27 protein-coding genes are annotated in these 23,907 nt (G+C 38.5%); 6 read left to right on the forward strand and 21 right to left on the reverse strand.

Features of this window, described 5'->3' with window-relative positions; all coding sequences use genetic code 11:
- The first annotated feature begins 326 nt into the window (after positions 1-326).
- The 4 genes from IW22_RS15435 to IW22_RS15450 are packed head-to-tail and all read left to right on the forward strand — an operon-like array spanning position 327 to position 3,077.
- Positions 327-1,031: a hypothetical protein gene (locus IW22_RS15435; RefSeq protein ID WP_034728070.1), complete on the forward strand. Its 705-nt coding sequence runs from the start codon at positions 327-329 to the stop codon at positions 1,029-1,031.
- The gene (locus IW22_RS15440; protein WP_034728072.1) at positions 1,018-1,665 is read left to right on the forward strand and encodes a hypothetical protein; all 648 of its coding nucleotides are present in this window, start codon (positions 1,018-1,020) and stop codon (positions 1,663-1,665) included. The genes IW22_RS15435 and IW22_RS15440 overlap by 14 nt, the downstream gene beginning before the upstream one ends.
- On the forward strand, positions 1,632-2,390 hold the full coding sequence (locus IW22_RS15445; RefSeq protein WP_034728075.1) for a sensor histidine kinase: 759 nt from the start codon (positions 1,632-1,634) through the stop codon (positions 2,388-2,390). The genes IW22_RS15440 and IW22_RS15445 overlap by 34 nt, the downstream gene beginning before the upstream one ends.
- 3 nt (positions 2,391-2,393) lie before the next feature.
- Entirely contained in the window at positions 2,394-3,077 is a 684-nt protein-coding gene (locus IW22_RS15450; protein ID WP_034728077.1) for a response regulator transcription factor, read from the forward strand.
- Positions 3,078-3,383: 306 nt separating this feature from the next.
- On the opposite strand, the gene IW22_RS15455 is transcribed toward IW22_RS15450, so the two are convergent.
- The 14 genes from IW22_RS15455 to IW22_RS15520 form a co-directional block, all read right to left on the reverse strand.
- Positions 3,384-3,644: a RebB family R body protein gene (locus tag IW22_RS15455; protein ID WP_034728079.1), complete on the reverse strand. Its 261-nt coding sequence runs from the start codon at positions 3,642-3,644 to the stop codon at positions 3,384-3,386.
- Positions 3,645-3,723: 79 nt separating this feature from the next.
- A complete protein-coding gene (locus IW22_RS15460; protein WP_034728080.1) occupies positions 3,724-3,984 on the reverse strand; it encodes a RebB family R body protein in 261 nt (86 codons plus the stop codon).
- 80 nt (positions 3,985-4,064) lie between these two features.
- Complete coding sequence (locus IW22_RS15465) at positions 4,065-4,325, reverse strand: RebB family R body protein (RefSeq protein ID WP_034728083.1); 261 nt, start codon at positions 4,323-4,325, stop codon at positions 4,065-4,067.
- An 80-nt stretch (positions 4,326-4,405) separates the two neighbouring features.
- Positions 4,406-4,666 carry a RebB family R body protein gene (locus IW22_RS15470; RefSeq protein ID WP_034728085.1) on the reverse strand — a complete coding sequence of 87 codons (261 nt, stop codon included), beginning with the start codon at positions 4,664-4,666 and terminating at the stop codon, positions 4,406-4,408.
- Positions 4,667-4,742: 76 nt separating this feature from the next.
- Entirely contained in the window at positions 4,743-5,003 is a 261-nt protein-coding gene (locus IW22_RS15475) for a RebB family R body protein (protein ID WP_034728088.1), read from the reverse strand.
- Positions 5,004-5,475: 472 nt separating this feature from the next.
- Positions 5,476-5,703 carry a RebB family R body protein gene (locus tag IW22_RS15480; RefSeq protein WP_034728090.1) on the reverse strand — a complete coding sequence of 76 codons (228 nt, stop codon included), beginning with the start codon at positions 5,701-5,703 and terminating at the stop codon, positions 5,476-5,478.
- A 210-nt stretch (positions 5,704-5,913) separates the two neighbouring features.
- Entirely contained in the window at positions 5,914-6,363 is a 450-nt protein-coding gene (locus IW22_RS15485; RefSeq protein ID WP_034728091.1) for a hypothetical protein, read from the reverse strand.
- Positions 6,341-6,595, reverse strand: a complete 255-nt coding sequence (locus IW22_RS15490) for a hypothetical protein (protein WP_034728093.1) — start codon at positions 6,593-6,595, stop codon at positions 6,341-6,343. The genes IW22_RS15485 and IW22_RS15490 overlap by 23 nt, the downstream gene beginning before the upstream one ends.
- Positions 6,592-7,074: a hypothetical protein gene (locus tag IW22_RS15495; RefSeq protein WP_034728095.1), complete on the reverse strand. Its 483-nt coding sequence runs from the start codon at positions 7,072-7,074 to the stop codon at positions 6,592-6,594. Before IW22_RS15495 ends, IW22_RS15490 begins: the two co-directional genes overlap by 4 nt.
- A 17-nt stretch (positions 7,075-7,091) precedes the next feature.
- On the reverse strand, positions 7,092-7,307 hold the full coding sequence (locus tag IW22_RS15500; protein WP_034728290.1) for a RebB family R body protein: 216 nt from the start codon (positions 7,305-7,307) through the stop codon (positions 7,092-7,094).
- Between the two features lie 861 nt (positions 7,308-8,168).
- The gene (locus IW22_RS15505) at positions 8,169-8,891 is read right to left on the reverse strand and encodes a siderophore-interacting protein (protein ID WP_034728097.1); all 723 of its coding nucleotides are present in this window, start codon (positions 8,889-8,891) and stop codon (positions 8,169-8,171) included.
- A gap of 81 nt (positions 8,892-8,972) precedes the next feature.
- Positions 8,973-9,845: an AraC family transcriptional regulator gene (locus tag IW22_RS15510; protein ID WP_034728098.1), complete on the reverse strand. Its 873-nt coding sequence runs from the start codon at positions 9,843-9,845 to the stop codon at positions 8,973-8,975.
- A 160-nt stretch (positions 9,846-10,005) separates the two neighbouring features.
- Positions 10,006-11,535 (reverse strand): T9SS type A sorting domain-containing protein, encoded by a 1,530-nt coding sequence (locus IW22_RS15515; protein ID WP_034728099.1) that lies wholly within the window; start codon positions 11,533-11,535, stop codon positions 10,006-10,008.
- 242 nt (positions 11,536-11,777) lie between these two features.
- Positions 11,778-12,413, reverse strand: a complete 636-nt coding sequence (locus tag IW22_RS15520) for a LysE family translocator (protein ID WP_034728101.1) — start codon at positions 12,411-12,413, stop codon at positions 11,778-11,780.
- 715 nt (positions 12,414-13,128) lie between these two features.
- Here IW22_RS15520 and IW22_RS15525 point away from each other — a divergent pair.
- Both IW22_RS15525 and IW22_RS15530 read left to right on the forward strand, forming a co-directional pair.
- Positions 13,129-15,468, forward strand: coding sequence for a TonB-dependent receptor (locus IW22_RS15525; protein WP_034728103.1), 2,340 nt, complete (start codon positions 13,129-13,131; stop codon positions 15,466-15,468).
- Positions 15,469-15,471: 3 nt separating this feature from the next.
- Positions 15,472-16,281, forward strand: a complete 810-nt coding sequence (locus tag IW22_RS15530; protein ID WP_034728106.1) for a DUF4249 domain-containing protein — start codon at positions 15,472-15,474, stop codon at positions 16,279-16,281.
- A 116-nt stretch (positions 16,282-16,397) separates the two neighbouring features.
- Here IW22_RS15530 and IW22_RS15535 read toward each other — a convergent pair whose 3' ends face one another.
- The 7 genes from IW22_RS15535 to IW22_RS15565 form a co-directional block, all read right to left on the reverse strand.
- Positions 16,398-17,342 (reverse strand): hypothetical protein, encoded by a 945-nt coding sequence (locus tag IW22_RS15535; protein WP_034728108.1) that lies wholly within the window; start codon positions 17,340-17,342, stop codon positions 16,398-16,400.
- A gap of 3 nt (positions 17,343-17,345) precedes the next feature.
- On the reverse strand, positions 17,346-18,716 hold the full coding sequence (locus IW22_RS15540) for a PAAR-like protein (RefSeq protein WP_034728111.1): 1,371 nt from the start codon (positions 18,714-18,716) through the stop codon (positions 17,346-17,348).
- A gap of 104 nt (positions 18,717-18,820) precedes the next feature.
- Positions 18,821-19,609, reverse strand: coding sequence for a hypothetical protein (locus IW22_RS15545; protein WP_034728113.1), 789 nt, complete (start codon positions 19,607-19,609; stop codon positions 18,821-18,823).
- Between the two features lie 85 nt (positions 19,610-19,694).
- Complete coding sequence (locus tag IW22_RS23720; RefSeq protein ID WP_051891262.1) at positions 19,695-21,224, reverse strand: hypothetical protein; 1,530 nt, start codon at positions 21,222-21,224, stop codon at positions 19,695-19,697.
- Positions 21,225-21,263: 39 nt separating this feature from the next.
- A complete protein-coding gene (locus tag IW22_RS15555; protein WP_131401744.1) occupies positions 21,264-21,857 on the reverse strand; it encodes a hypothetical protein in 594 nt (197 codons plus the stop codon).
- Positions 21,858-21,866: 9 nt separating this feature from the next.
- Positions 21,867-23,219 carry a hypothetical protein gene (locus IW22_RS23725; protein WP_051891263.1) on the reverse strand — a complete coding sequence of 451 codons (1,353 nt, stop codon included), beginning with the start codon at positions 23,217-23,219 and terminating at the stop codon, positions 21,867-21,869.
- Complete coding sequence (locus IW22_RS15565; RefSeq protein WP_034728117.1) at positions 23,207-23,866, reverse strand: hypothetical protein; 660 nt, start codon at positions 23,864-23,866, stop codon at positions 23,207-23,209. The genes IW22_RS23725 and IW22_RS15565 overlap by 13 nt, the downstream gene beginning before the upstream one ends.
- Positions 23,867-23,907: the final 41 nt, after the last annotated feature.

Raw genomic sequence — 23,907 nt, forward strand, 5'->3', positions numbered from 1 at the left:
AAAAATAAATCGGTTTAAAATAGTCTCATGCAGAAAATAGCCGTTTGATGCCTAAAGAAAGTTTGAAATGATTTATTTTCATAGCAGATTATATAGTTTATAACAATAATATTAAAAAAAATCTGATTGTGCTTACGGGAAAACGTAATTTTTTAACAGGAACTGGTCAGATACAAGACATTCCTTGGTTTCATGATAAACATCCCCACATATTAAGCCCTCTTTATTCACAACTCACAATACCTATTTCTAAACAACGTGATTTAAATCCATTTTTTTCGTAAATTTCAACCATAAAGAAATATCATTCACAAATATTCAATATTATGGAAATTGAGAACATCTGCAATGCCATCAGGAAATGGAATACTTTAACGGAATTGTATCAGATCGGGAATAAAGTAAGTGAACAGGAGATCCTCAATGCGCTTAATCAGGGGACGCATTTCAGTGTGACGGGAAAGGAAATTCAGGACTGGAAAAATAATCTGGAACATGAAGAAATCCAGACTATTCATGCGTATGCAGGCATTGATGAAGGCCGTCTGAAGTTTTTCCTGATCGATTCCAAAAGCGACGCAGAAGCAGATTTCAGTCATATTCTCGTGAAAGAATTTACCCGCGACTCGGTGGATCCGTGGCAGCAGTATTTCAGTGAAGCGTTGGCAGCTCCGTCCATTGACTGGGAATCTGCCGTCAACAGGAATTTCAGGTGGAATATGTTCGGCAGTACATGGCTTGACCTCAACAGGGAAAAACCGTTTTTCAGGCTCATCGTCATTCCTTTTTCAGATTATGAGAAATTGGGTCTTGAGGAAGATCAGCTGTGCATTAGTTTCCTGGGGCTGACTACCCTGTTAAAAGACAGAAGTTCCCTTTCGGATTATCACATAGAATTTATCACCGTAAAGCATCTTGAAGTGAATGAAATGAGTAAAGAAGCAGAAGATTTTTCCACGCCAAGACCGCCATTCACGATGTCTGACCAGCAAAATTTCCAACTTCTGATCAAAAGTGATGGCATTGTATAACAGCCTGTCCCTATTTTTACAAGTCCTGATCAACCTGGTTTTGCTGTCGGGTCTTATCCTGTTGATGATGAATGGAATAAGAGAAAAACTCCTGCTGATCCTGTTTTTTCTGGGTGAAGCTGCTTTGGAACTCTCCGACCTTATCGGAAGGTTAATGCGACTGACTACCCACAATGTTTACAATTATTCATTAAGCCAGTTTTTGAGCCTGCTTGCCCTGACGGAGATTTACAATGCCTATTTCTACAAAATTTCTCCAAGGATAAGAGTCTCCATTTATGTCTCCGCATTGATCCTACTGACATTCAACATACTGTATCATCAGAGCATTGAAGCACTTACCTTCTACTCAAATATCATCCCGAATATCGTGATCTGCAGCTTTGGAGGGCTTTATTTTCTGCAGGTGATCAGAAAGGCCAAAACAGATACCACTTTATTCATTGTGAATGTAGCCGTATTCCTGTTTTTCTCGATTGAAACAGTGATTTCCACGACTTTTAATTTTCTGATCAACAACCATATGGAATGGGTGGCTCCTGTATGGCTTTTCAGAGGAGTGCTTTTGCTGTGCTTTTATCTTGCTATTGTTAATCTGGGATGCCGTACCGGGAAAATCAGAATCTGGCAGTAGTCCTGTGGATATGGATCGGGATTGGGCTGCTGTTCTTAATAACCTTATTTATAACGGTACTCACCACCACTTATCTGAAAAGTATTAAAAAAAATAAAAGAAAAGTCATGCAGATGGTCGGAAATACCCAGACGGAATGCTGGGAAAACACGCTTTATATTCAGGAAAAAGACAGAGAACGTCTGGCAGAGGAGCTTCATGATAATATTATTTCAAGATTAAACCTCATCCGTTTAAATACAGCCACTAAAAGCGTGAACGAGCTCAGCCAGGACATCAGGGTTTCCATGCAGCTGATCCGCGAACTTTCCCACAACCTTACCCCACCGGATCTGGATGACATTGAACTCCCGGATCTTATTGCAGATTATCTTGAACAGATTGGAGATATTCCCGTGGCTTTTCATCATTCCGGAACGCATGGAGGCAGGATCAGCAGCTCTGTAAAATTAAATGTATTCAGGATTGTTCAGGAACTGATCAGCAATGTTCTGAAACACGCTCAAGCCACAAAAGTCGAAATACGGCTCAGAATTTCAGCTCAATATCTTGTTCTGACCGTGAAAGACAATGGCTGTGGTTTTAAAACAGGAACCCAATACGGAGGAATAGGCCTCAGAAACATCCGGTCAAGAACCCAGCAGATCAACGCAATATATAAACTAAAAACCAAGCCGGAAAAAGGAACGCAATGGATGATCCTGACGGCATTTAAATCAAATTAAACTATGAAAGAATCAGAAAAAATAAAGATTGGTATTGTGGACGATGATCTTCTCTTTGTTCAGCTTTTAAAGGATTATATAGATAAAGATGGCCGCTATCAGACGATACTCACCTGTACCGGCGGAACAGCTTTCCTCGGGGAAATAGAAACCAACACTCCGGATATTCTGATCCTGGATCTGAGAATGACCGACGGCAGCGGCCTTGACGTACTTTCTGCATTATCACAGACTGATACGGAAATGAAGATCATTGTCCTTTCGAGTTTTTACAGGCGTTCTTTTATGGGACAAATGTTGAAAATGGGGGCTCATGCTTTCCTATCGAAAGAAATCGAACTGAGTGAACTTCCGGCTGTCATCAATGCGGTGCATGAAAACGGTCATTATTTTTCAAATGATCAGGTAGAAGTGATGAGGCATCAGCTGTCCAATAAACTTCCTGAATTTCACGCCTACTCCAAAGATGATCTTACGGAAAGGGAAATCGACGTACTGAGACTGGTTTGTCAGCAAATGAGCACCAAAGAAATTGCAGATGCCCTGTTTATCTCTCCAAAAACCGTTGAAACCCATAAGACCAATCTGATGATCAAAACCTGTGTCAAGAATATGGCCGGACTGGTTATTTATGCGGTACAGAATCGGATTATTGATGCGAATGAGATTGTTTTGCTGGATAAGTAATCGGGGAAGCGCGGTGCGGGTTGCGAGATACGGGTTGGAGAGTTTGAGAGTCGGAGGGTTTGAGTTTTTTACAATACAACAAAATTACATTGAAATTTTACTTTCGGATCTCAAAAGCTTCTCTATTCACTCACAAACCCGTATCCCACACCCCGAAGCCTCGTAACCCGTATCCCGCACCACGAAACGCTAAAACCCTCAAACCCTAAAACTCTCCGACACTCAAACCCATCCCTTCCCCCAAACAAAAATCAGGAAGTACACCATATGCACTCCCTGATTGGAATCTAAAAAACACGCTAATAATTAAGGATTTAAGATTTTAGCAATGGACACTGCATCTGCGATTGTATCCATGCTGTAGATCTGAATAACGCCTTGTGTGGTGGCTGCCTGGCCTAAAATATTCTGTTGGTTCTGCGCATTCACTGCGTTTTCAAACATAATTCCTGTAGAATGTGCAGCTGACTGATAGACGTTACTTAAAGCCATTGCAGGAGATTCTGCTACCACTTTTACGTTCGACTGCGTTACTGCGTCTGTGATTTGTTCGTTTACTGTTGCCATGATAATTATTGTTTATTTGGGTTTAGAAAACAGCCGGATGATCCGGCTGTGGGGGATTTTTGCCGTTAGCCGTAATCTCTTAAGGATTCAGGATTTTAGCAATAGAAACAGCGTCGGCTATGGTATCAAGGCTGTAGATCTGCGTAACACCTTGTGTAGTCGCTGCCTGAGTGACGATATTTTGCTGATTTTGAGTGTTCACTGCATTTTCAAACATAATTCCTGTGGAATGTGCTGCTGTTTGATACACGTTGCTTAAAGCCATTGCAGGAGATTCTCCTACTACTTTTACGTTCGACTGCGTTACTGCGTCTGTGATTTGTTCGTTTACTGTTGCCATAATGGTTATTGTTTATTTGGGTTAAAAGAAAACCGGATCACCCGGTGATAAGGATTAATGTTCGTTGTTTGCTGAATGTATTAAGGATTCAGGATTTTAGCAATAGAAACAGCATCGGCTACTGTATCCAGGCTGTAGATCTGCGTAACACCTTGCGTAGTGGCTGCCTGAGTGACGATGTTTTGCTGATTTTGAGTGTTCACTGCATTTTCAAACATGATTCCCGTGGAATGCGCTGCTGTTTGATACACGTTGCTTAAAGCCATTGCAGGAGATTCTGCTACCACTTTTACGTTGGATTGGGTAACTGCGTCTGTGATTTGTTGGTTAACTGTTGCCATAATGATTATTATTTATTTGGGTTAAAAATTGACCGGTACCTCCGGTTTGTAATGATTATTTTAGGATGAAATGAAAACTTTTAAGGTTTTAGGATGTTAGCAATAGAAATTGCATCTGCGATGGTATCTTTACTGTAGATCTGAGCAATGCCCTGTGTAGTGGCTGCCTGAGTTACAATATTCTGTTGGTTCTGCGTATTCACCGCATTTTCAAACATGATTCCTGTAGAGTGCGCCGCTGTCTGGTACACATTACTTAGAGCCATTGCAGGAGATTCACTTACTACTTTTACATTGGACTGGGTTACTGCGTCTGTAATTTGTTCGTTTACTGTTGCCATAATGAGTATTGTTTGTTGGGATTAAAAACACCGGATCTGCCGGATTTAAGCCTAATTTCTACGTTTTCAGAAAAAATTAAGGTTTCAGGATCTTAGCTATAGAAACAGCGTCTGCCACTGTATCCATGCTGTAAATCTGCATAATACCCTGAGTAGTGGCTGCCTGTCCTAAAATGTTCTGTTGATTTTGTGTATTCACTGCATTTTCAAACATGATTCCCGTAGAGTGTGCAGCTGCCTGATAGACGTTGCTTAAAGCCATTGCAGGAGATTCTCCCACTACTTTCACGTTCGACTGCGTTACTGCGTCTGTGATTTGTTCGTTTACTGTTGCCATAGTTGTAATTGTTTTTTTTGAGATCTGATCTCGGTTAATAAATTATTTTGATTTAAACTAGTTTCCTGATTATTTTAAGCTCCCGCAAATGATACGATGAAACAGGTTTTCAAGGCATTGTTGCAGACTGGTATTGGGTTTCGCTGTATGGATGATTCTCGATACAATGGCTGAAATCATGACCTGTACAATCTGCAGGAGTTAAAATCTATATTTTGTAAGCTTCAGCCATCCTGTGTGATGTTGAAGAAAGGATGCGGTTGAGATTTTGGGATCTATTTCCTTACTATCTATCACTCTGTAGGTATGCTGTATGTGATCTATCGGGGATTGAGGATGCTTTGACGGTTTTGCAAATTGAGCATTTAGAAAACGATGTGGAAATAAATATTGACCTAACTTGACTGTATATATGCTGAGGGCACCATTTTCTATCTTTACAGAGAAATACACCGCATCCGTAGTTTTTGCTTTAAAAGCGGCCTTTTCCGAATGCTATTGAACTTTTGATTCTTACCTTTCCGGAGCTCATCTTTTTGAGTCCCATGACGTAATTGCTCATTCCAAGCATTGTGTCCCTTTGTTGGTTCAATGCTGAATTGATATGCATTAATCCTGTGGAATGTGCACTGACCTGCATAGAAATGGCAGCGGGCACAGAGGCAGACATTCCCATTACTGCTGTATTGATTTCGTTCATATTATTTTTTATTTTGGGTTGGTATATTGTTGATGGAAGCTGGAAGAGGGAGGATGGAAGTTACTATCAGGCAACTGACTTCTATCATTTATAAAAAATGGATTTAACAGTTTCAAAAATTTAATATAATTGCTCTGAAGTTCTGCTTTTGAACCTAAAGAACCACCCTAATCCCTAATTCCTAATCCCTAATCCCTAATTCCTAATCTCCTACTTCCTCATATTCGCAAATCTCACCTGCAGCTTATTCATTCTTTCGGCTATTCTTAATTCCTTCTCTTTAATTTTCACCACTGAAGCTTCCTGCAGTTTTTTTAACTGGTCATCATAGTTCATTGTTACAGGACTGGCTGTAGCGGGTGATTGATACGCTTCCTGCTGTTTCACGGCTTCCTCCAGCTTTTCCAGCAGTGGTGCTAAAGATTTCAGGGTTTCTTTGGTTGCCTTGTCTTTGATGTAGTTGATGATTTCATCTTCATGACTCAGAACAAACGGCATGGCGCTGATGTCTATTCCAACGGCTTTACGTTCTGTTTCTACAACAGGGTTATCTTCCTCTGTTTCTTCAACTGCAGCTGCATTTTGCTCTTCATCAAGGGGAACATCTTCGTAAACGGCCGGATCTATTTTTTTGAGATTATGATCTTTTGAATAATCCATATCCTATTTTTTTAAGTTTGTCTGTAATTTGCATAGATAGAGTCTTCCCTGGCCCTTCTTTTTCAGGCTCTTCTGCAGGAATGACCGCTTCTTCGATCTTAGGTTTTACGAGTGGCTGAGTCAGCTTTATAGATTTCAGTACCAATTTTCCGTCTCCGCCGTCAGCCTCAAAATTTTTATTTCCCATGCTGTCCTGTTCTTCTGGTTTTTCATTGACAGGCGCTGATGTCAATTGTTTTTTTTTTCAGCATCTTCTGTGGGAAGATCTTCGATGGGTGCCGGACTTGGTGGAGGATTCAGATTGCTGTTAACAGCAAAAATCGCGGTAGAAATTTTCGTTTTCACTTCAGCATAATCGCTCACGATTTTAAAAAGATCCCGCATCATTTCATTGCCTGTCTCACTACCTGTCTCTTCAACTGCTCCTTCCGTAAGTTTTTTCTTTGGCGGCGGCTTATTTTCGCTGGGCGTTCCGTAGGTCAGGAAATTATTGGCCAATCTGCTCAGTGCGATAAGACCTACCTGCTCAAATCCCTTTAAAAAAGACTGCAGATCCTGAACCATCATCCCCGTCGACTGATCGATCATTACTTTTCCTGCACCGGTCATTGGGGAAGCTGTCGGTGGCGACAATACTTCTTTGTTGATGAAAACTACCGCTTCTTCTGCAGCGTTGGTAGGTTTGGCTCCTTCTGAATTTTGCGTTCCCATGGTTTTAAAGTTTTAGATTATCCTTTTAAGATCTTAATGGCATCTGCTACAATGGCCGGATTAAGCTGGTTAAGGTTCTGCTGGTTGGTTACTGAGTTCTGTATCGAAATTCCGCTGGCATGCATCGCCATCTGGTACAACATACTCATTGCCTGAGCCGGTGATTCGCCGAGCACTGTAACATTGGTCTGCGTTACCGCATCGGTGACCTTGTTATTTACTGTATCTGACATATACTTGGTTTTAATGGTTATTACATTTCTGAGGATCATTCATTCTTCTTATCTTTAAAGAACTTTTCTCCCGGTTTACTGTTCTACGCCTTCCCTCCTCTTCATTTTCTGTTTCTCTCTTTCTTCTGATACAAATTTCCAAAAGAAAAATATATCCACATTAAGGGAATTTACTGGTTTTTAGAAATTCAGGTATTTCCCTTTTATGTGATAAAAAAGTAATCAAGCCTTATTTTCAAATACTTAAAACTGGACAAACCCATTTATTAATGGGGATCTAAGCAAATTACGAGCATAAAAAAACCGTCACGATCAATGTTAACGGTTTTGATTCAATGAAAAACAGGCAACTGTACTCTTCAATATTATTACAGATAAACTGCTTGCTTCTAAATATAGATTAAGAATTTTGTGTTAAAACTTATTGGAATAAAATGGTTTTAAACGCGAAGGCACAAAGGTTTTCCCCACATGATGTATGTAAGGCGCAAGAAAATCGAAGATATTCAGCAAGGTAAAGACCAATGACAATCATTCTATCCTTTTTTATGGGATTATTTTCTTCCGTAATGATATACGGTATACAATTTTATCGGAGATAAAATCATTGCACCTTACAACAGCGTGTTTATTAAAATTTGCGTCTTTGCGATTAACCAACAAACCTCTAATTTTTCTAAAAGCAGAATGTAGCTGTCAATTTATAAACCTTATAGGTTTTCGAAACCTATAAGGTTTGAACAAGTACTAACAATTAATCTGAATAATTTTCCAACCTGTTTTTGAGATTGCTTCGTCGCTGCGCTCCTCGCAATGACGGTTTAAGTTCTGTGGAGGTTCTGGATAAAATATGAACAACTTTTAAAGCCCCTTCTTCCCTTCTATCCAATAGGCCTGTGATCTGATGCACTTGCCGTCAACCCCTTTGGCTTTAAGGAATTTCCGGATGACAGACATCGTATTTCCGTTTCCAGTAAGATAGAAAACTGCTTCGTTATTGTAGACAGCTTCTTTTTCCTCTTTCAGAAAGTCGTCCAGCGCTTCCATAATGTTCTGTATATCATTTTTGGGTGCATGATAGCCATATAATTCCAGATCTTTCAGTGTTGAAGCCTCTTCCAGTTCATGGAGGCATACAAATGAGCCCCCAATTTCTTCGGCTGCTTCTTTGATAGACAGGGAGCTTCCAAGAGAGGTTTCATCACCGATGGAGAAATGAATTTCTGCGTTAATTTCAAAAAAACGTTTTCCGCGTGGCATTAAAATTTTTGTAGTATCTCCTTCTGAAAGGTTATTGGCAAAGCGGCCGCCCACTGAATCCGTATCATGAAGATGAAATATTACATCGAAAGTGCCGGTATGTTTATTAAAATTGAATGGTGAATAATTACGGTAATCCCTTTCGTTTACTCTTATTCCTATGGCATAAGCGGGTTCAAAAGGAACATCTTCCAGATCGGAAGCAAAACGCACAAGGCGAAGATCATTGGAAACGGGTTCTGTATGGATAACGGTGCATTCTTTAAACTTGGAGGACATGACATTTTCTAAAGTATCATTGATCCATTTTGGTAAGCTTGGCATAAATAATTTTAATGCAAAGGAAAGCGCAAAACGAATGCAGACCGATAGCTGTTTCAGGGAATTGGTTGGACTATTCGCGGTTTACTTCTTCCTGCGATTTTTGTCCCGGAATTCAGATGGCGGAAAACCTTCCGTTCTGGAAAATAACCTTGAAAAATAGGTATGATCGCTGTATCCAAGCTCGTAAGCAATTTCTTTAACGGTAAGCTGAGTGAACGACAAGAGTCTTTTCGCTTCTATTAAAATTTCCTGCTGTATCCAGTGCTGGGCAGATTTCCCGGTCACTTCACGAATCACTTCAGAAAGATAACCCGGGGAGATATTCAAAAGTCCGGCGTAGACTGATGGGCTTTTCATGGTTTTAAATTCTTTCCGTATCAGAATCCTGAACTTTCTGGTCAGTTGGACAGCGCGGCTTTCACCGGATATTTTGCAATTGTTTTCGCTTAAAAAAACCATCGCATACATTCCTGTAAAAGCATTTATTAAAGATCTGACCACCAGAAACCCTTCTTTTGAACTCAGCATTTCTTCAGTACAGGACCTTTTCAGTATTCCGGCACATGAACTCAGTTTTTCAAGCCAATCGTCATCAATTGAAACAGGCTGAATATCCACCAATGATTCTTCAAAAACAGATCTCACAGTATCGGACAGCAAATCTGCTTTCACAGCAATAAACCATCCGCTAACATCTTCCATTAAAATGCCTTCATGAACCTGTCCCGGAAGCAGAAAGAAAACAGCAGAACCATGAGCTTCAATCGTTTTAAAATCAACCATCATTTTAGCACGTCCACTTTCAAGAAATGTAAAGATATAATGACTGTCACGGTGAATTCCTTTATCAAAAAGATTGTCTTCCGTACTCATCGTGCGTTTTTCAATCCTTTCGATCAGAATACCATGCTGCGTAATGCCGGTGAGATCATAGGTTGGGATGCTTTGTTTCATCTTTCAATAGTAGTGTAAAATTAGAAATATTCATTAGAACAGACGAAACTGAAAGCAATTATCCTTTAAATAAAATATAAAATTGTGGCAATGAACCAGCGAATGACTGCAAATAAAACGCTCAGATAAATATATTACCTGAGCGTTTATTTTCGTATGATTATTCTTTTATAATCTTCTGGGTGCTTTCTTTATCCTTCTGTTTAACATTTAGATAGTAGACTCCACTTGTGAGCGTAGAAAAATCAATTTCTGTTTTATTTCTGAAGGTCTGGTTTCTGAAAATAAGCTTTCCGCTGGAATCAGAGAGACTGAAGGTAGCTTCGCTGTTATCCTTTACTGTTAACGTACCCACTGACTTCACAGGATTCGGATGGAAACTGAAAGTATATGATTTACTGACTTCATCTGTAGACAATGTACTGTAATTAAAATTGACCTTTGAGGTGTTAAGACTTGCCCCCATATATGTTCTGGAGGAGGTCACAATAATATAATCCGGTTTTAAACTGTATGACTCGGGCGTGGCATAAGATCCCATACCAAAAATACCGGGAATAGGAACTCCGTTATTGGGGATATTCCCTCCAAAACTGTCCTTCACCTCTCCATTATTTTTAATATAAATCAAAGCATTCTGCTTTCCGCCCGAACTTGCCGTAGACACATAATAAATTCCGACCAGAAAATCTCCGTTAGGAAGACTCACTATGTTAGCGAAATCAAGGGCTATCCAGGGATAACCTAATCTTTTCACGCCGTTGGTTCCGAAAGATGGATCAACACTTCCGTCTGCAAGATATCTTTTAAGCTCCAGATCCGTTCTCGATGGACTTACAGTCACATTCCTTCCTACAACGGTTTTACCATCCGGAAAAATATTATCATTACTGCCCATCAGATAAAGGCCTAGATTATCAGGGTAAGAATTATCCTGGATCCCGGAAGAAGTGTCTATTTTGCTTATCCGTCTGTTCATAGCAGGATATCCAATACCCTGAGCATATAAATATGGTCCTGCAACTGTCAAACTTTCTAACTGGGTATAGTTATAAGGGGTTCCATAATCAATCTGCTTAAGGCCCTGATCAAAAATTCCTGTAATAAGTTCTCCTGATTCATTAAAACACCCGATTTCAGTTTTTGGTTTGTTCTGAAGGTCGGAATAATTATGAAAAATAAAATATTTCCCGTTGGTTTTAACCAGACCAGATCTGTAATGGCTACTGTATTTTGACGTATCCGTGAAAATATATTTAATCCCGGAAACTCCAAAACTCTGATCAGGGGTGCCATTTGCATTCAGACGCAAAAGCTTTGGACTACCACCATCTTCTGTAGCGATAAAGAGCAGCGGTTTATCGTTATCCGTGACTTCAAAGGAGTATATGTGCGGCTCTTCAGTGCTTGGATAGCCTAAAAAAGTGTTGATATTGAGAACACCGTTGGTTCCAAAATTAGCATCAAGGATTCCCTGTGGGGTATATTTTTCTATATAAAGTGTGCTTGTGCTGTACCGGGAAGGGTCGGATGAAAAAAACAGGTATACATTCCCGTTACTGTCTACTTTATTAGTGGTCTGGGAATAGGAATACATACCATTAAGATGGTCACGTTTGCTCCACGCCATGGTCTGGGCAAAGCTCTGCAAAAAAAGGATGCAGGCTAAAAAAGAGATAATTTTTTTCATTGAATAATGATTATTGTTTTTTTATAATTGGTGTTATTTCTAACACGCCGCAAAATTACACAATCCTTTCTACAGATTTATCAGAGGGAGGCTGACTCTAATCAGTTTTTTTCATATAAATCAAAAGGATAAACCTGCCTCTCCTTCGAGACGGAAAAGGTTAAAAGATGACAACAAAATTCGATAGAAATCATTCCGTCCCTGCTCTTTTGGAAGAATGGTAGGAAAAACTTATAATTATTCTATTTAGCTTTTGAAAAGGCCATTTTTACCGCTAAAAAGGTTAAAACACTCGCCATAAACCATTTCTGAACCTTTACCCAGAAAGGATTTCCTGCAAAAAATACAGCCACTTTTGCAGCGGTCAGAACAATGATAAAATTAACACTGAAGCTTATAAAAGTCTGTACCACTCCCAGTTCCAGACTTTGAGTGAGGACGGAACCATATTCTGGCTTGATGAACTGTGGAAAAAAAGACAAATAGAATATGGCTACTTTTGGATTTAGGACATTCGTCAGGAAGCCGATGGTGAATAGCTTTTTAGGACCATCATGTCTGCCGGTGCTATCTACCTCGAATATATTTTTACTTTTTGGTTTAATTGCCTGATAAGCCAGATATAAAAGATAGCCCGTTCCAAGTGTTTTCAGAATTGTGTAAGCCACCGGAACCGCCAGCAATACCGCTGTAAGCCCAAAAGAAACCATGACAATGTGAAACAGGAAACCGCAAACTACGCCGGCCAGTGAAATAAGTCCTGATTTTTTCCCCTGGGTGATTGATTTTGAAATTAAATAAATCATGTTAGGTCCGGGGCTTATGACTAAAATAAGGGCAGCCAGAACAAAAAACAGAAGGTCGTGAAGTGGAATCATCGTTTACCGGTCATTTATTTGTGTGGAACGTAACCGGGAAAATGCTACCCGGCATTTAAAAAAATTCACTGACAAATATACATCATTTCATAATTATTTGCTCTGGAGAACTCTATCAAGGTTTAAAATCCTGAAATGGATAAAAAAATACGTTCGTCTCGATAACTCCGAACATCTGTAGACTTTTTTAAGCATAGTTTAGCGCCATACAATGACCCTATGCGTATCGAAAATGAAAAGCTAGATTCTCCAAAACTGTCGGGCTATCCCGTTTATTACCAAAAGATAACAATTAATTATAAGCTTGGTAAAGGTATTTTGCTATTTTTGTATTCCCGAAAGAGGGATTTTTCCACTTTTTTCAGAATAACCACCAAAACTATGAACCAGATGACCACATGCAGCCTATTTATTCTACCCAAAAACGGAAAGCCGGGGCGTATCAATACGATCTCAAAAAAACACTCTTTTTCCAGCACAACCTTCCCACAACAAACCTCCACTCAAAGCACTGAAGAACAAATATTTCGCTTCCAGGTGTTTAATACCACATTTTTTTTTCAAAGACAGTAATATCGGTTGCTTTTTTACGTTTGACAGTAAACTGAAAGCCCTATATCTAACATTTAAAGTTTCATTATTCTAATTTTCTGTAACATCCACCCCATTAAATAGACTATTTGATAGACTTCTACTACATTAAAATTTAAACTCAATGCAAAAATTGTTTTTTAAAACTGCCGCTACGGCTGCTGTCCTCTGTTTCAGCTCCCTGGCCTTTGCGCAGCAAAAATACTCCGTAAGCGGTACCGTGAAAGATCACAAAAATGGGGAACTGCTGATCGGGGTTACCGTAAAAGTGAGTGAAGACCCGTCTATTGCGGTGGTTGCCAATGAATATGGCTTTTACTCATTATCCCTTCCTGAGGGAAATTACACTTTGATTGTTTCGTATCCCGGTTATAAGGATTTTGAACTGCCTGTAAAAGTGGAACAGAATACCAAACTGGATCTTCCGCTAAATCAGGAGGAAAAAGGGAGCGAAAAAGTAGGAAAAATTGATGAAGTTATTATTTCAGGGGTTAAAAAGGATAAAAACCTTTCTACAGCCCAGATGGGAACTGAAACGTTAAGCATCAAAAACATAGAAAAACTGCCTGTTTTATTCGGGGAAAAGGATGTGATGAAAACGATTCAGCTTTTACCGGGTATCAAAAGCAACGGTGAAGGTAGCAGTGGATTCAGTGTAAGAGGCGGTGCTACGGATCAAAACCTTATCTTACTGGATGAGGCACCTGTTTATAATGCTTCCCACTTACTTGGATTTTTCAGTACGTTCAACAGTGATGCCTTGAAAGATGCCAATATCATCAAAGGAAACAGCCCGGCGCAGTACGGAGGTCGTCTTTCTTCTGTGATGGACGTTAAAATGAAGGACGGAAACAATAAGGATTACAATGTGAATGGAGGGATCGGACTGATTAGCAGCAGACTGAGCGTGGAAGGTCCTATTCAAAAGGAAAAATCTTCATTCATTGTATCAGGAAGAAGAACTTATGCTGACCTTTTTCTTAAAGGAAGTGAGGATTTCAAAGACAGCAAGCTTTATTTCTATGATTTAAATTTAAAAGCCAATTATCAGATCAATGAAAACAACCGTCTTTATCTGTCGGGATATTTCGGAAGAGATGTTTTGGGCTTAGGAGATACCTTTTCTACGGACTGGGGAAATACAACGGCTACCTTGAGATGGAACAGCATTATTAACAGTAAATTGTTCTCCAATACGTCATTTATTTACAGCAATTACAATTATAAAATCAGCCTTAAAAGCAATGATAATACCTTTGGCTTAGATTCACAGATCGAGGACTGGAACCTTAAGCAGGATTTCACATGGTTTGCCGGAAATAAGCATTCTGTACGTTTCGGACTACAGTCTATTTACCATACGATTACGCCAAGCAGTGCTTCGGGAACGAGTGTGAGCAGTTTTCCAAGAAATCCGAGAAAATCGTGGGAAAATGCGGTGTATATCAATGATGATTTTAAAGCCAATGATAAACTTACGGTTAATTACGGTTTAAGACTTTCTACGTTCAGTGTTTTAGGAGGTGATACTTATAATACCTACGAAGGCGATGTGATTACGGAAAGCAGGTTTTTAGAGAAAGGAAAATTTGGAAAAACGTATTTCAATCTTGAGCCGAGAGTGACAGCCAACTACCGTATCAATCAGGTAAGCAGCGTTAAAGCCGGATATTCCCGAAACACACAGAATTTACACCTTCTGAGCAACAGCAGCAGCGGAAATCCTACCGACCAGTGGATCGGAAGCAGCTACAGTGTAAAGCCGGAAATAGCAGATCAGATCAGTGCGGGATACAGCCGAAATTTCAAGAATAATAACTATGAAGTGAATGCTGAGATTTATTACAAATCCATGCAGAATCAGATCGACTTTAAAAACGGTGCCCAAATCTCGTTTGATACAGCAGCCGATGTAGAAAGTGAATTACTGTACGGTAAAGGAAGAGCTTATGGTTTGGAACTGATCGCCAAGAAGAAAAGCGGAAGACTGACCGGATGGATTTCTTACACCCTGTCTAAAACAGAAAGAAAAATAAACGGCATCAATGATAATGACTGGTACAATGCAAGAATGGACAAGACCCATGATCTTTCTATCGTGGCGACCTATGAATTGAGTAAAAAATGGTCTCTATCAGGATTATTCCTTTACAGCACAGGAAATGCGGTGACTTTCCCTACTGCGAAATACGAACTGAACGGACAGACTATTTTCCAGTACAGCAGCAGAAATGCGGACCGTATGCCAGCCTACCACAGAATGGACCTGAGTGCTACGTATGAGCCGGAATCTACCAAACGTTTCAAAGGATCGTGGTCATTTGGTATCTATAACCTCTACGGCCGTGAAAATGCCTACACCATTACATTTGAAGACAATCCGAACAATCCGGGAACAACCCGAGCTATGCAAACTTCACTGTTCCGTTGGGTACCGAACATCACTTATAATTTCAAATTTTAGATCATGAAGAATATTATTTTTATCATATTGTCCCTGTTTATAGTAACTTCTTGTGAAAAGGAGATTGATCTGGACCTGGACGACAAGAGCGGAAACATCGTTATAGAAGGTAATATCACGAATCAGGCCGGACCTTATTTTGTAAGAATAACGAAGTCGGTGGCATTTACGCAAAACAATCAATATCCGGCAGTTACCGGAGCTCAGGTTGTTTTAAGCGATAATACCGGACAAACGGAAACCTTACAGTACGTAGGTGACGGAAAGTATAAAACCACCAGTTTTACAGGCGTAACAGGGCGTACCTATACGTTGAAAATTCAGGCTGAAGGAAAGGAATACACCGCTCAAAGTACGATGCCTGAAGTGGTGAGTTTTGATGGTCTGACTCAGGATTCGTTTAATTTCGGAGGTGAAACTACGTATACGCTTTTACCTGTTTTTACAGATCCGATCGCATTAGGAAACCGTTATCTTTTCAATTTTACGGTCAATAATATGACGAAAAAGACCTTTGAAGTATTTTCAGATAATATCAATAACGGAATGGTGAATCAGAGACCTCTTTTCCTTCCGAACGAGGATGATGACAAAGATCCTACTGATCATAAAGTAGTGCCGGGAGATACGATTTATGTAGAAATGCAGTCTATCGACCACAATATTTTCACCTATTATTCTGCTTTACTTCAGATCACAGACGACGGAGGAGCAGGTGTTACGCCTTCCAATCCTCCAAGTAATATCAACAATGGTGCTTTGGGATATTTCTCAGCGCATACGACACAGAAAAAGACATTTGTGATTCAATAGATTGCGATGACTTAAGTATAATAAAGGCTATTCCAGATTTGGGATAGCCTTTTTTCTTTCTTTCGGGACAGTAATTCACTGTAGCAACTTATCTGAACTTTTTTTATAATCTTAATTTATTTTGCTGACTTTAATTTTGAAATACTGCCTGAGGTTAGAATAAATTCTTTTGAAGGAAAACTTCTATAGGAGATCGGTTTAGTTTCAAATCTAGTTTCTTTGCCCAGTCCCACCTGAAGTGATGTTACTTTTTCTTCATAAGTCTTTTTGTTAGTATCTATCAGAATTTCATGGTCAGTTATAAGTCTGCTTTCGATATTGGTATGCTTTGTATATTTAAAAATTCCTTTAGATGAAGAAACCAGTTTTTTCTCTATTTCCTGATCTCCCTCTTTAGATTCTTTTAAGGTATATTTCGGAATCCCTGCTTCATTATATAAAAACTTTATATTCCATTGATCCAGATAGTCACTTGCCTGCGTTCTGTAAGATTCCATATATCCTTTTAGTATTTTAAAATCTTTATGTTTATATTTTTCGTAGGATGAAATATATTTTAAATCATCAAGATTATAGCCTGGCAAAAAGTCTTCTAAAAAGTCAATCAGATCGGGAATATTTAAATTGTTACCAATGCTTTTACGGATATATTTATAATAAGAATCATTTAGGTAGAAGATATCTTTATCCTCAATTAACACTGCCTTATCATCATCTTTGAATGCAATATTAAGTTTTGTAGTGTAACTTTCATTTTTATAATTTAACGAAAGGACATTCTGATTCCTGGTTAAAGTACATAAATTGGGAACTTTCTTTTCTGATACCTGAGAGTCATTGAAATCATAAAAAGATATACTGTCTTTTTTTGTATTGAATATGTAAATTAAGGTATTGGTACTTATTTTATCTTTCTTATCTATTCTCCGGTCATCCACATATTCTCCCTTGTCAATGGTTTTATTAACGATGTAAGTTATGGTATATGGTTTGGGTACCTGTGCAAAAAAAAATGCAGGAACGGTCAACAGAATAAGTAATAAATAGGTTAAGTTTTTCATTAATTAAACTTTTATTTTTTTCCAAAATATAGTGTATCCGGCGACCCGGGTGGCTTCTAAACCGAAAGATTGTTTAGTGGCATTCTTAAAGTAAAAATCACCTGTAGTCCAATAGTCTGTTTTTGCAAAATCTGCATTAGGAAGGTCATAAACTGCTTTATTTTTTTCCTTTACCGTTTTGTGCGTATGAACTCCTTTATCACAGCCCTCATCATGAACTGAGGTGTATGCAAGAGTTGAGCCTCTTCTTCCTGTCACCTTAGCTACAAATGAATCGTATAAGCTCTTGCTTATTTTTATATAATCATATTCATCAAATTTATTATGACCATATTTTGTTTTACTGTCGGGTTTTAAGTCAGTATCAATACCCCACGCCAAAAAGTCTTCGCCGTCCCATTGTGTTGCATTATCCGTAGGATCAGTTTTCACATCATCTACATCCCTTAAAAGAGCATCAATAGCGCCTGCTCTGGAATGCAAAGATATGGTGTCTTTTTCCGTCGTTTTCATTTCAACCTTATCCTTGGCTTCTACACTAGAATAGCTGGAATTTAATAACTGAAACATTGTTTTTCCAACTCTTTTTGCTTCGTTATAATTGGTATGTGCTATATACAGATATTCTTCTTTTTCTGTTGATAAGCCTTCGTGCTTAATAATGTTACAAACTTTCTGGAACTCGCTGTGGACAATGTTCAGCTTTTTAGGGCTCTTATAGATATCCTCTTCTGCTCCTTTTCCTTCACAGGCATATACATCTGTCTCATTTCCTTTTTTCTGGCCTTTTACGCTACCTTCATAAGTTCCGTTATAATTATAGAAGTTGCCATTTATTTTTTCTTTCGATTCAGGCACTGGTGCTCCCGCTGCATCAATGGTCTCAGGCTGATGAATCTGTCCACTGTCAGTAATGGTAATATTAACCCCTCCATAGGTGCAAGGAATGGTGCTTTTCTGCAACAGTACAAATTGATCCTGGGACAAATATGTACCCACATCCTGCCAGTCTCTTACATTCATAACAGAAGCACAAGGCGCCGCCATTTGTGGACTTTTTTTGCAGGTCCCCGTAAAAACAAGACTTTTAGGTCCTCTCTCTTTTATCGTTGCCGTTTTCTTTTCCTGTATAGTAGGGGTATCGAAGTTAACCTTCATTATTCCTTTGGGAATGGTACATAGTATACAATCCAAAGTAGCGGTATCTATAACTACTTTCAGTCCGGCTTCTGCTTTGTCTTTTTCTTCATTTTCAGCACGTTTTCCCTCCATTTTCTGGCTATTGGCGGCCTTTATTTGATCGCTATCCTGTTCTGCAACCTGGTTTTGAGTCTCCGGAATGGCAGTTTCTATATCTGTACTTAACCTATCCATAGTTATGAGTGTTTTAAAATGGTAATTCCTGTTACTGCTGAAAATTTCCTAGGATATTTTGGAAAAAAGATTAATATCACTTTTTCAACACAATCTACTCTTATTTATTTGATAGTATTTTCATTTTTACTCCACCAATCCAGCCATCTTTTAGCGGCTTCCTGATAGGTGCAAATAATAAGTTTATTGTTTTCGATATAATAATTAAAGGTACTGTTAAAATTCTTTTCTACGGCATCACTAAGTGTGCTTTGAATTGTAATTAATTCACCATCATTGGCAAGTTGGGTATTATTATCGCCAATATACTTTTTTACGCCTTCAGATAATTGAATTTTGCCTTCAGATGCTTGTACATAGGAATCCATTTCATCTTTTAAGTGGCTGTATTTAAATGTAAAAGTTGTCCCTGGGAAAATACCTTTTACATCTCCGCCTACCGGTGCATTTGGAAGCTTGGAATGATTAAGGACCACAACAGCATTCTCTGCTACATTCTGCTTTCTACTTTGAGTTAAATTGACTATCATGGCATAAACTTCCTTTTGATGAATGGATTGGATAACTTTTGCATCTTCTTTCCTTTCATCACCAAATTCTCTTATATCAGGAACGGCATTTGAAACAATTTCAACTATCTTCTGATTTTCCGAGTCATCATTTAGTTGGTTCAATTTTCCAATGACATGGATATCCACTACTCTTTCTTCAGCAGCAGGATCCCAATCCATCGTACCCTGTTCTGTGTTTTTTTTACGGGACAAAATATTTTTAAGTTCAACAATTATTTTGCTTTTTTCTCCCGAAATATCTATATCATGTATTGCTTTTACTCTTGAATGCAAATCATTTTGAGTATTCAAAATAAGCTGTATTAATTCTTTATTATCCATATTATTCTTTTTTACATCTTGCCCAAAACACGAAATTAAACATATAAATGTCATGACTACCATTAGATTTTTCATATAAATAAATTTAAGGTCCTGTATAATTATTTGGATGAGATATGGTCACTCTTGATCTTACTGAATCCCAGATTTGTAAAATCCTTGTATTCCAGGTCTGGCTGCTTAAAATCAACGGTTCTGGAGGTGGTATAATTCCTTTGATATTCCCTCCTGCAATGTTAACAACCAGAAGAGTTGCTGGAACATCAAAATCAAGATGAATTCTGGATTCAAAATCTATATGCGTAAAGGTCCATGGCATGGCAGCATTTGCAGTACTGGAAGAAGGTTTATCCAGCAAAGTTGCGGTTTTTCCTCCATTCGAAATATTGTACACACCATCTGCATATCGGGGATTCATTCTAAGTCTGTCTAACGTCCAGGAAGGATAATCACTTGTATGCGTTTGATTATAATCCATCACATTGGGTCTCGACATTCTTTTCGCATTATCCCAGTTCTCTCTGCCTCCTTTTTTCCATTGAACAAACGTATACATTTCTGTAGTATTGGCTTCCTTAACAGTAAAATTCAGTTCAAAATGCTTTTTTTCGATACCGCCTTCATTGACATACCTGTTTATTGCTATTTGTAAACTTTGTAAATTATTGGAAACCTCAGCATCTGAAACTAGACTCTCTTCTTTCACAGTTGACGAATTCTGGAATGATAGCACTTTAAAGTATATCTTCATGGTCGTAAATTGACTCAAAGGTTGTCTCGCCAAATCCCGCCACCAATCCAAAGGCATTTTATAGGTAGCTTTTCCCGAACCATCCAGTTTCAACGTCCTATCTCCATGCGTATAGCTGCTGAATGCTTTCGCCACCACTCTGTCTTTTGGTAACTTGGTTTTATCCCAACTATTCCCTATTCCCACTGTATGGGCTAATAATCCCTGATCTACTTTTACCGCTTGGATATCTATCAGGTTATTAGGGATCCCATCCTCAATTTCAAATTCCAGTATAGGAAATCCGGACATTAGGGAACCACTTTTATCGAATACTACAGTATAGGAAGCCTGTTTGCCTTTTATTTTTATTTTTTTCTCATCTTCTACTACCGGCGCCCCCTTTGCATAAATACTTTCTGGCTCATTGATCTGCCCTGAAGTTACAAACTCTATCTTTCCGGTTTCAGGCGGTATATTACCTGGCATTTTGCCTATTCCAGGTAAGGTTGATTTTTTTAATAACACATAATTGTCCTGTACTTTTGCAGTTCCGAAATCCTGCCACGCTGTGAGGGATATCATCTTAAAGCCATCATAAAATGTAAAGTTGGGAATCTGTTTTTCCACAACTGTTCCAGTAAGTTTTCCCTGTGTTGTAGGGACATCATTTAAAACTTTAAATTCACCCAAATGGGCATTGAATTTTATCTTTGCTCCATGTATTGCCAACAGCAATCCTTCTTCATTTTTATCTTTTTTCTCATTTTCGGAACGCTTTTCCTCCATTTTCTGGCTGTTTTCAGCTTTCGGATCCTTTGGTTGCTGCGAAGAATCCTGAGGTGGTCCGGCAGAGGAGTCATTTTCTGTATTTAACCTATCCATAGTAATGAATGTTTTAAATGATAATTGCTATTTCCAGAATTATTTATCTTTCACAGCATTTAAATAAAGAAGAGCTTCTTCAGCTTCCATTTTTATTTTCAGATTTTCAGATTTTAGGTTAGTTTGGTAATTTAAAAACTGCTCTTCTATTTCTTCTTTTGAACCTTTATTAATTTTAAGATTAAATGTTCCGTTGTACGCTGTACTTTTTGGAGAACCTCCATCAGTCGTCACAAATAAATCTAAAGCATAATTTATGGTCACCTCCCCTTCTTCCAGAAACTCAAAATATCTGTTTAAAAAATAAGTTACCTGATAAGATTTTCCTGCAGGAATTTTAATGGGTATTGAGCGTTCACTATCATTCCATTCCCTGTCTTTTATTTTTACTAAAGAAGACTGTGATTTAAAAGAAAGGTCATTAGGATTAGGATAAAACAATAAAACACTAATATCCTGAGTGGAATTATTTGTAACGGTCAAAATAGAGGATACGACTCCATTCAGTAGATTCTTCTCATGACCTTGTGTCATGCTGATATGTATAGTGTTGCTATTATTCATTTTAATATTATTTTGTGAAGCACATTGTGCATTGATGAATAAGATAATAATTATTATTAAGTTTTTCATAATCTTTTTTTATGGTAAACTATGCTCAAGGCTTACTACGTTTGCATTTCCCGCACCGGTTATAAATCCATTGATCGTAACTGCTGCTCCTATTTTTTTAGTTCTGTGTTTCCACTGAGGAGCTGTTGCTGTCCCTGAATTAAATACCTCATGAATTCTTTGAAAACCTGAATTTGGGTGAACAATATCATTAGCACCACAGCATTTACATTTATATATGCATAGTTGGTTGGCCTCTGTAATTCCTGGCTTACCTAAAGTAATACCAGCTCTTGAAATTGAATGGGTATCCTGAGTCAACTGATCTCCCGGCAGGTATCCTGAATTACTTGCAGCCCCACCTCTTGGTTGAAAAGGAGGACTGTCATTTTTTCCTACATAATCTACCACTTCTTTGATTTCTATTTCTTTCAAATCTGCAAAAACACCGTTATCTGAACTCCATCCATCCTGAACAATGACACCCAATCTGGCAGATGTATATACTTCACCCGCATACGTATCAGTATAATTAATAGGATGGCAACATACCGTAAAACCTGGTGAAGTAGCCTTTACAACACCTGCTACTTTAGCTTCAATTTTAAGCTGTCCGCCATGCCCCGGGTTTGTCTTGGCGGTTCCCTTGATAATTACTGTAGTGGTAGCTGTAATAGTAGAAGGTGTAACACTGGCATTCCCGTTGTCTGCATTTGAATTTATAATTGATAAGTCCACAGAACCTGTTCCTGTTACTGTAACTTCCACTTCATAGGTTTTATTTAAAGGAACACTGTCTGGCATCCCTGCTACTACTGATGCATTTTTTTCTACATATGGATTTCCCCTGATTACGTTGCCAATACTTACTGAAACAGGAGGCGGAGGTGCCGGCGCACCTTTCGCATCAACACTTTCTGGCTCATTGATCTGCCCTGAAGTTACAAACTCTATCTTTCCGGTTTCAGGCGGTATATTACCTGGCATTTTGCCTATTCCAGGTAAGGTTGATTTTTTTAATAACACATAATTGTCCTGTACTTTTGCAGTTCCGAAATCCTGCCACGCTGTGAGGGATATCATCTTAAAGCCATCATAAAATGTAAAGTTGGGAATCTGTTTTTCCACAACTGTTCCAGTAAGTTTTCCCTGTGTGGTAGGAACATCATTTAAAACTTTAAATTCACCCAAATGGGCATTGAATTTTATCTTTGCTCCATGTATTGCCAACAGCAATCCTTCTTCATTTTTATCTTTTTTCTCATTTTCGGAACGCTTTTCCTCCATTTTCTGGCTGTTTTCAGCTTTCGGATCCTTTGGTTGCTGAGAAGAATCCTGAGGTGGTCCGGCAGAGGAGTCATTTTCTGTATTTAACCTATCCATAGCAATGAATGTTTTAAATGGGTATTATCTTTTTTGATTTCCGTAAAACCTTCTTCATTGTGACCTTCTCTGAATACAAACAAGCCTCTGAAATGGTCAATCCCAGCTGGTTCCGGATCTTCAGCAGCAGTTGTTAGAATTATTTTATCTCCGTCTCTCACAGGAGTAATAATTTCTGTAAACCCTTCAGAAGATACTCTCTTTATTTTTGTATCTAATGGCTGCAATAAGCCATTGAAAAGCAGTCCAAACATATTGTAACCTTCCAGAAAACTGATCAGCCGGCTTTCCTCTTCAAGCACACTGCTTATCTGACTGAAATAATTATTTATGGCTTCACCTTCATGGTTTTCCGAAAGCCTGGCAGCTAATTTCATCCATCTTAAGCGAAGAAAATCAAGGTTATTAATTTCAACAATATGTCCATTTTTATCAACTGCTAATTCCAGCTCATCAAACAAATAACTGATTTGTTTTAAAAATTTCCCCATTGCATTATCATCGTTTGAAAAATTGAAATCAACCACTAGAACATGATATTTGAAATAGTCTTTTTCATTCCCTAAATAATAAACCTCAGCTACTCTCACATAACTTTTTTCTGTCCGGTAAGAAGTATCAGGATTAGAAACAACTATCGTTTCCAATCTATACGTTTTGCTGAAATTCTTTAGAGGATGTTCCAATA

Source organism: Chryseobacterium sp. JM1, from assembly GCF_000737715.1.
GTDB lineage: Bacteria > Bacteroidota > Bacteroidia > Flavobacteriales > Weeksellaceae > Chryseobacterium.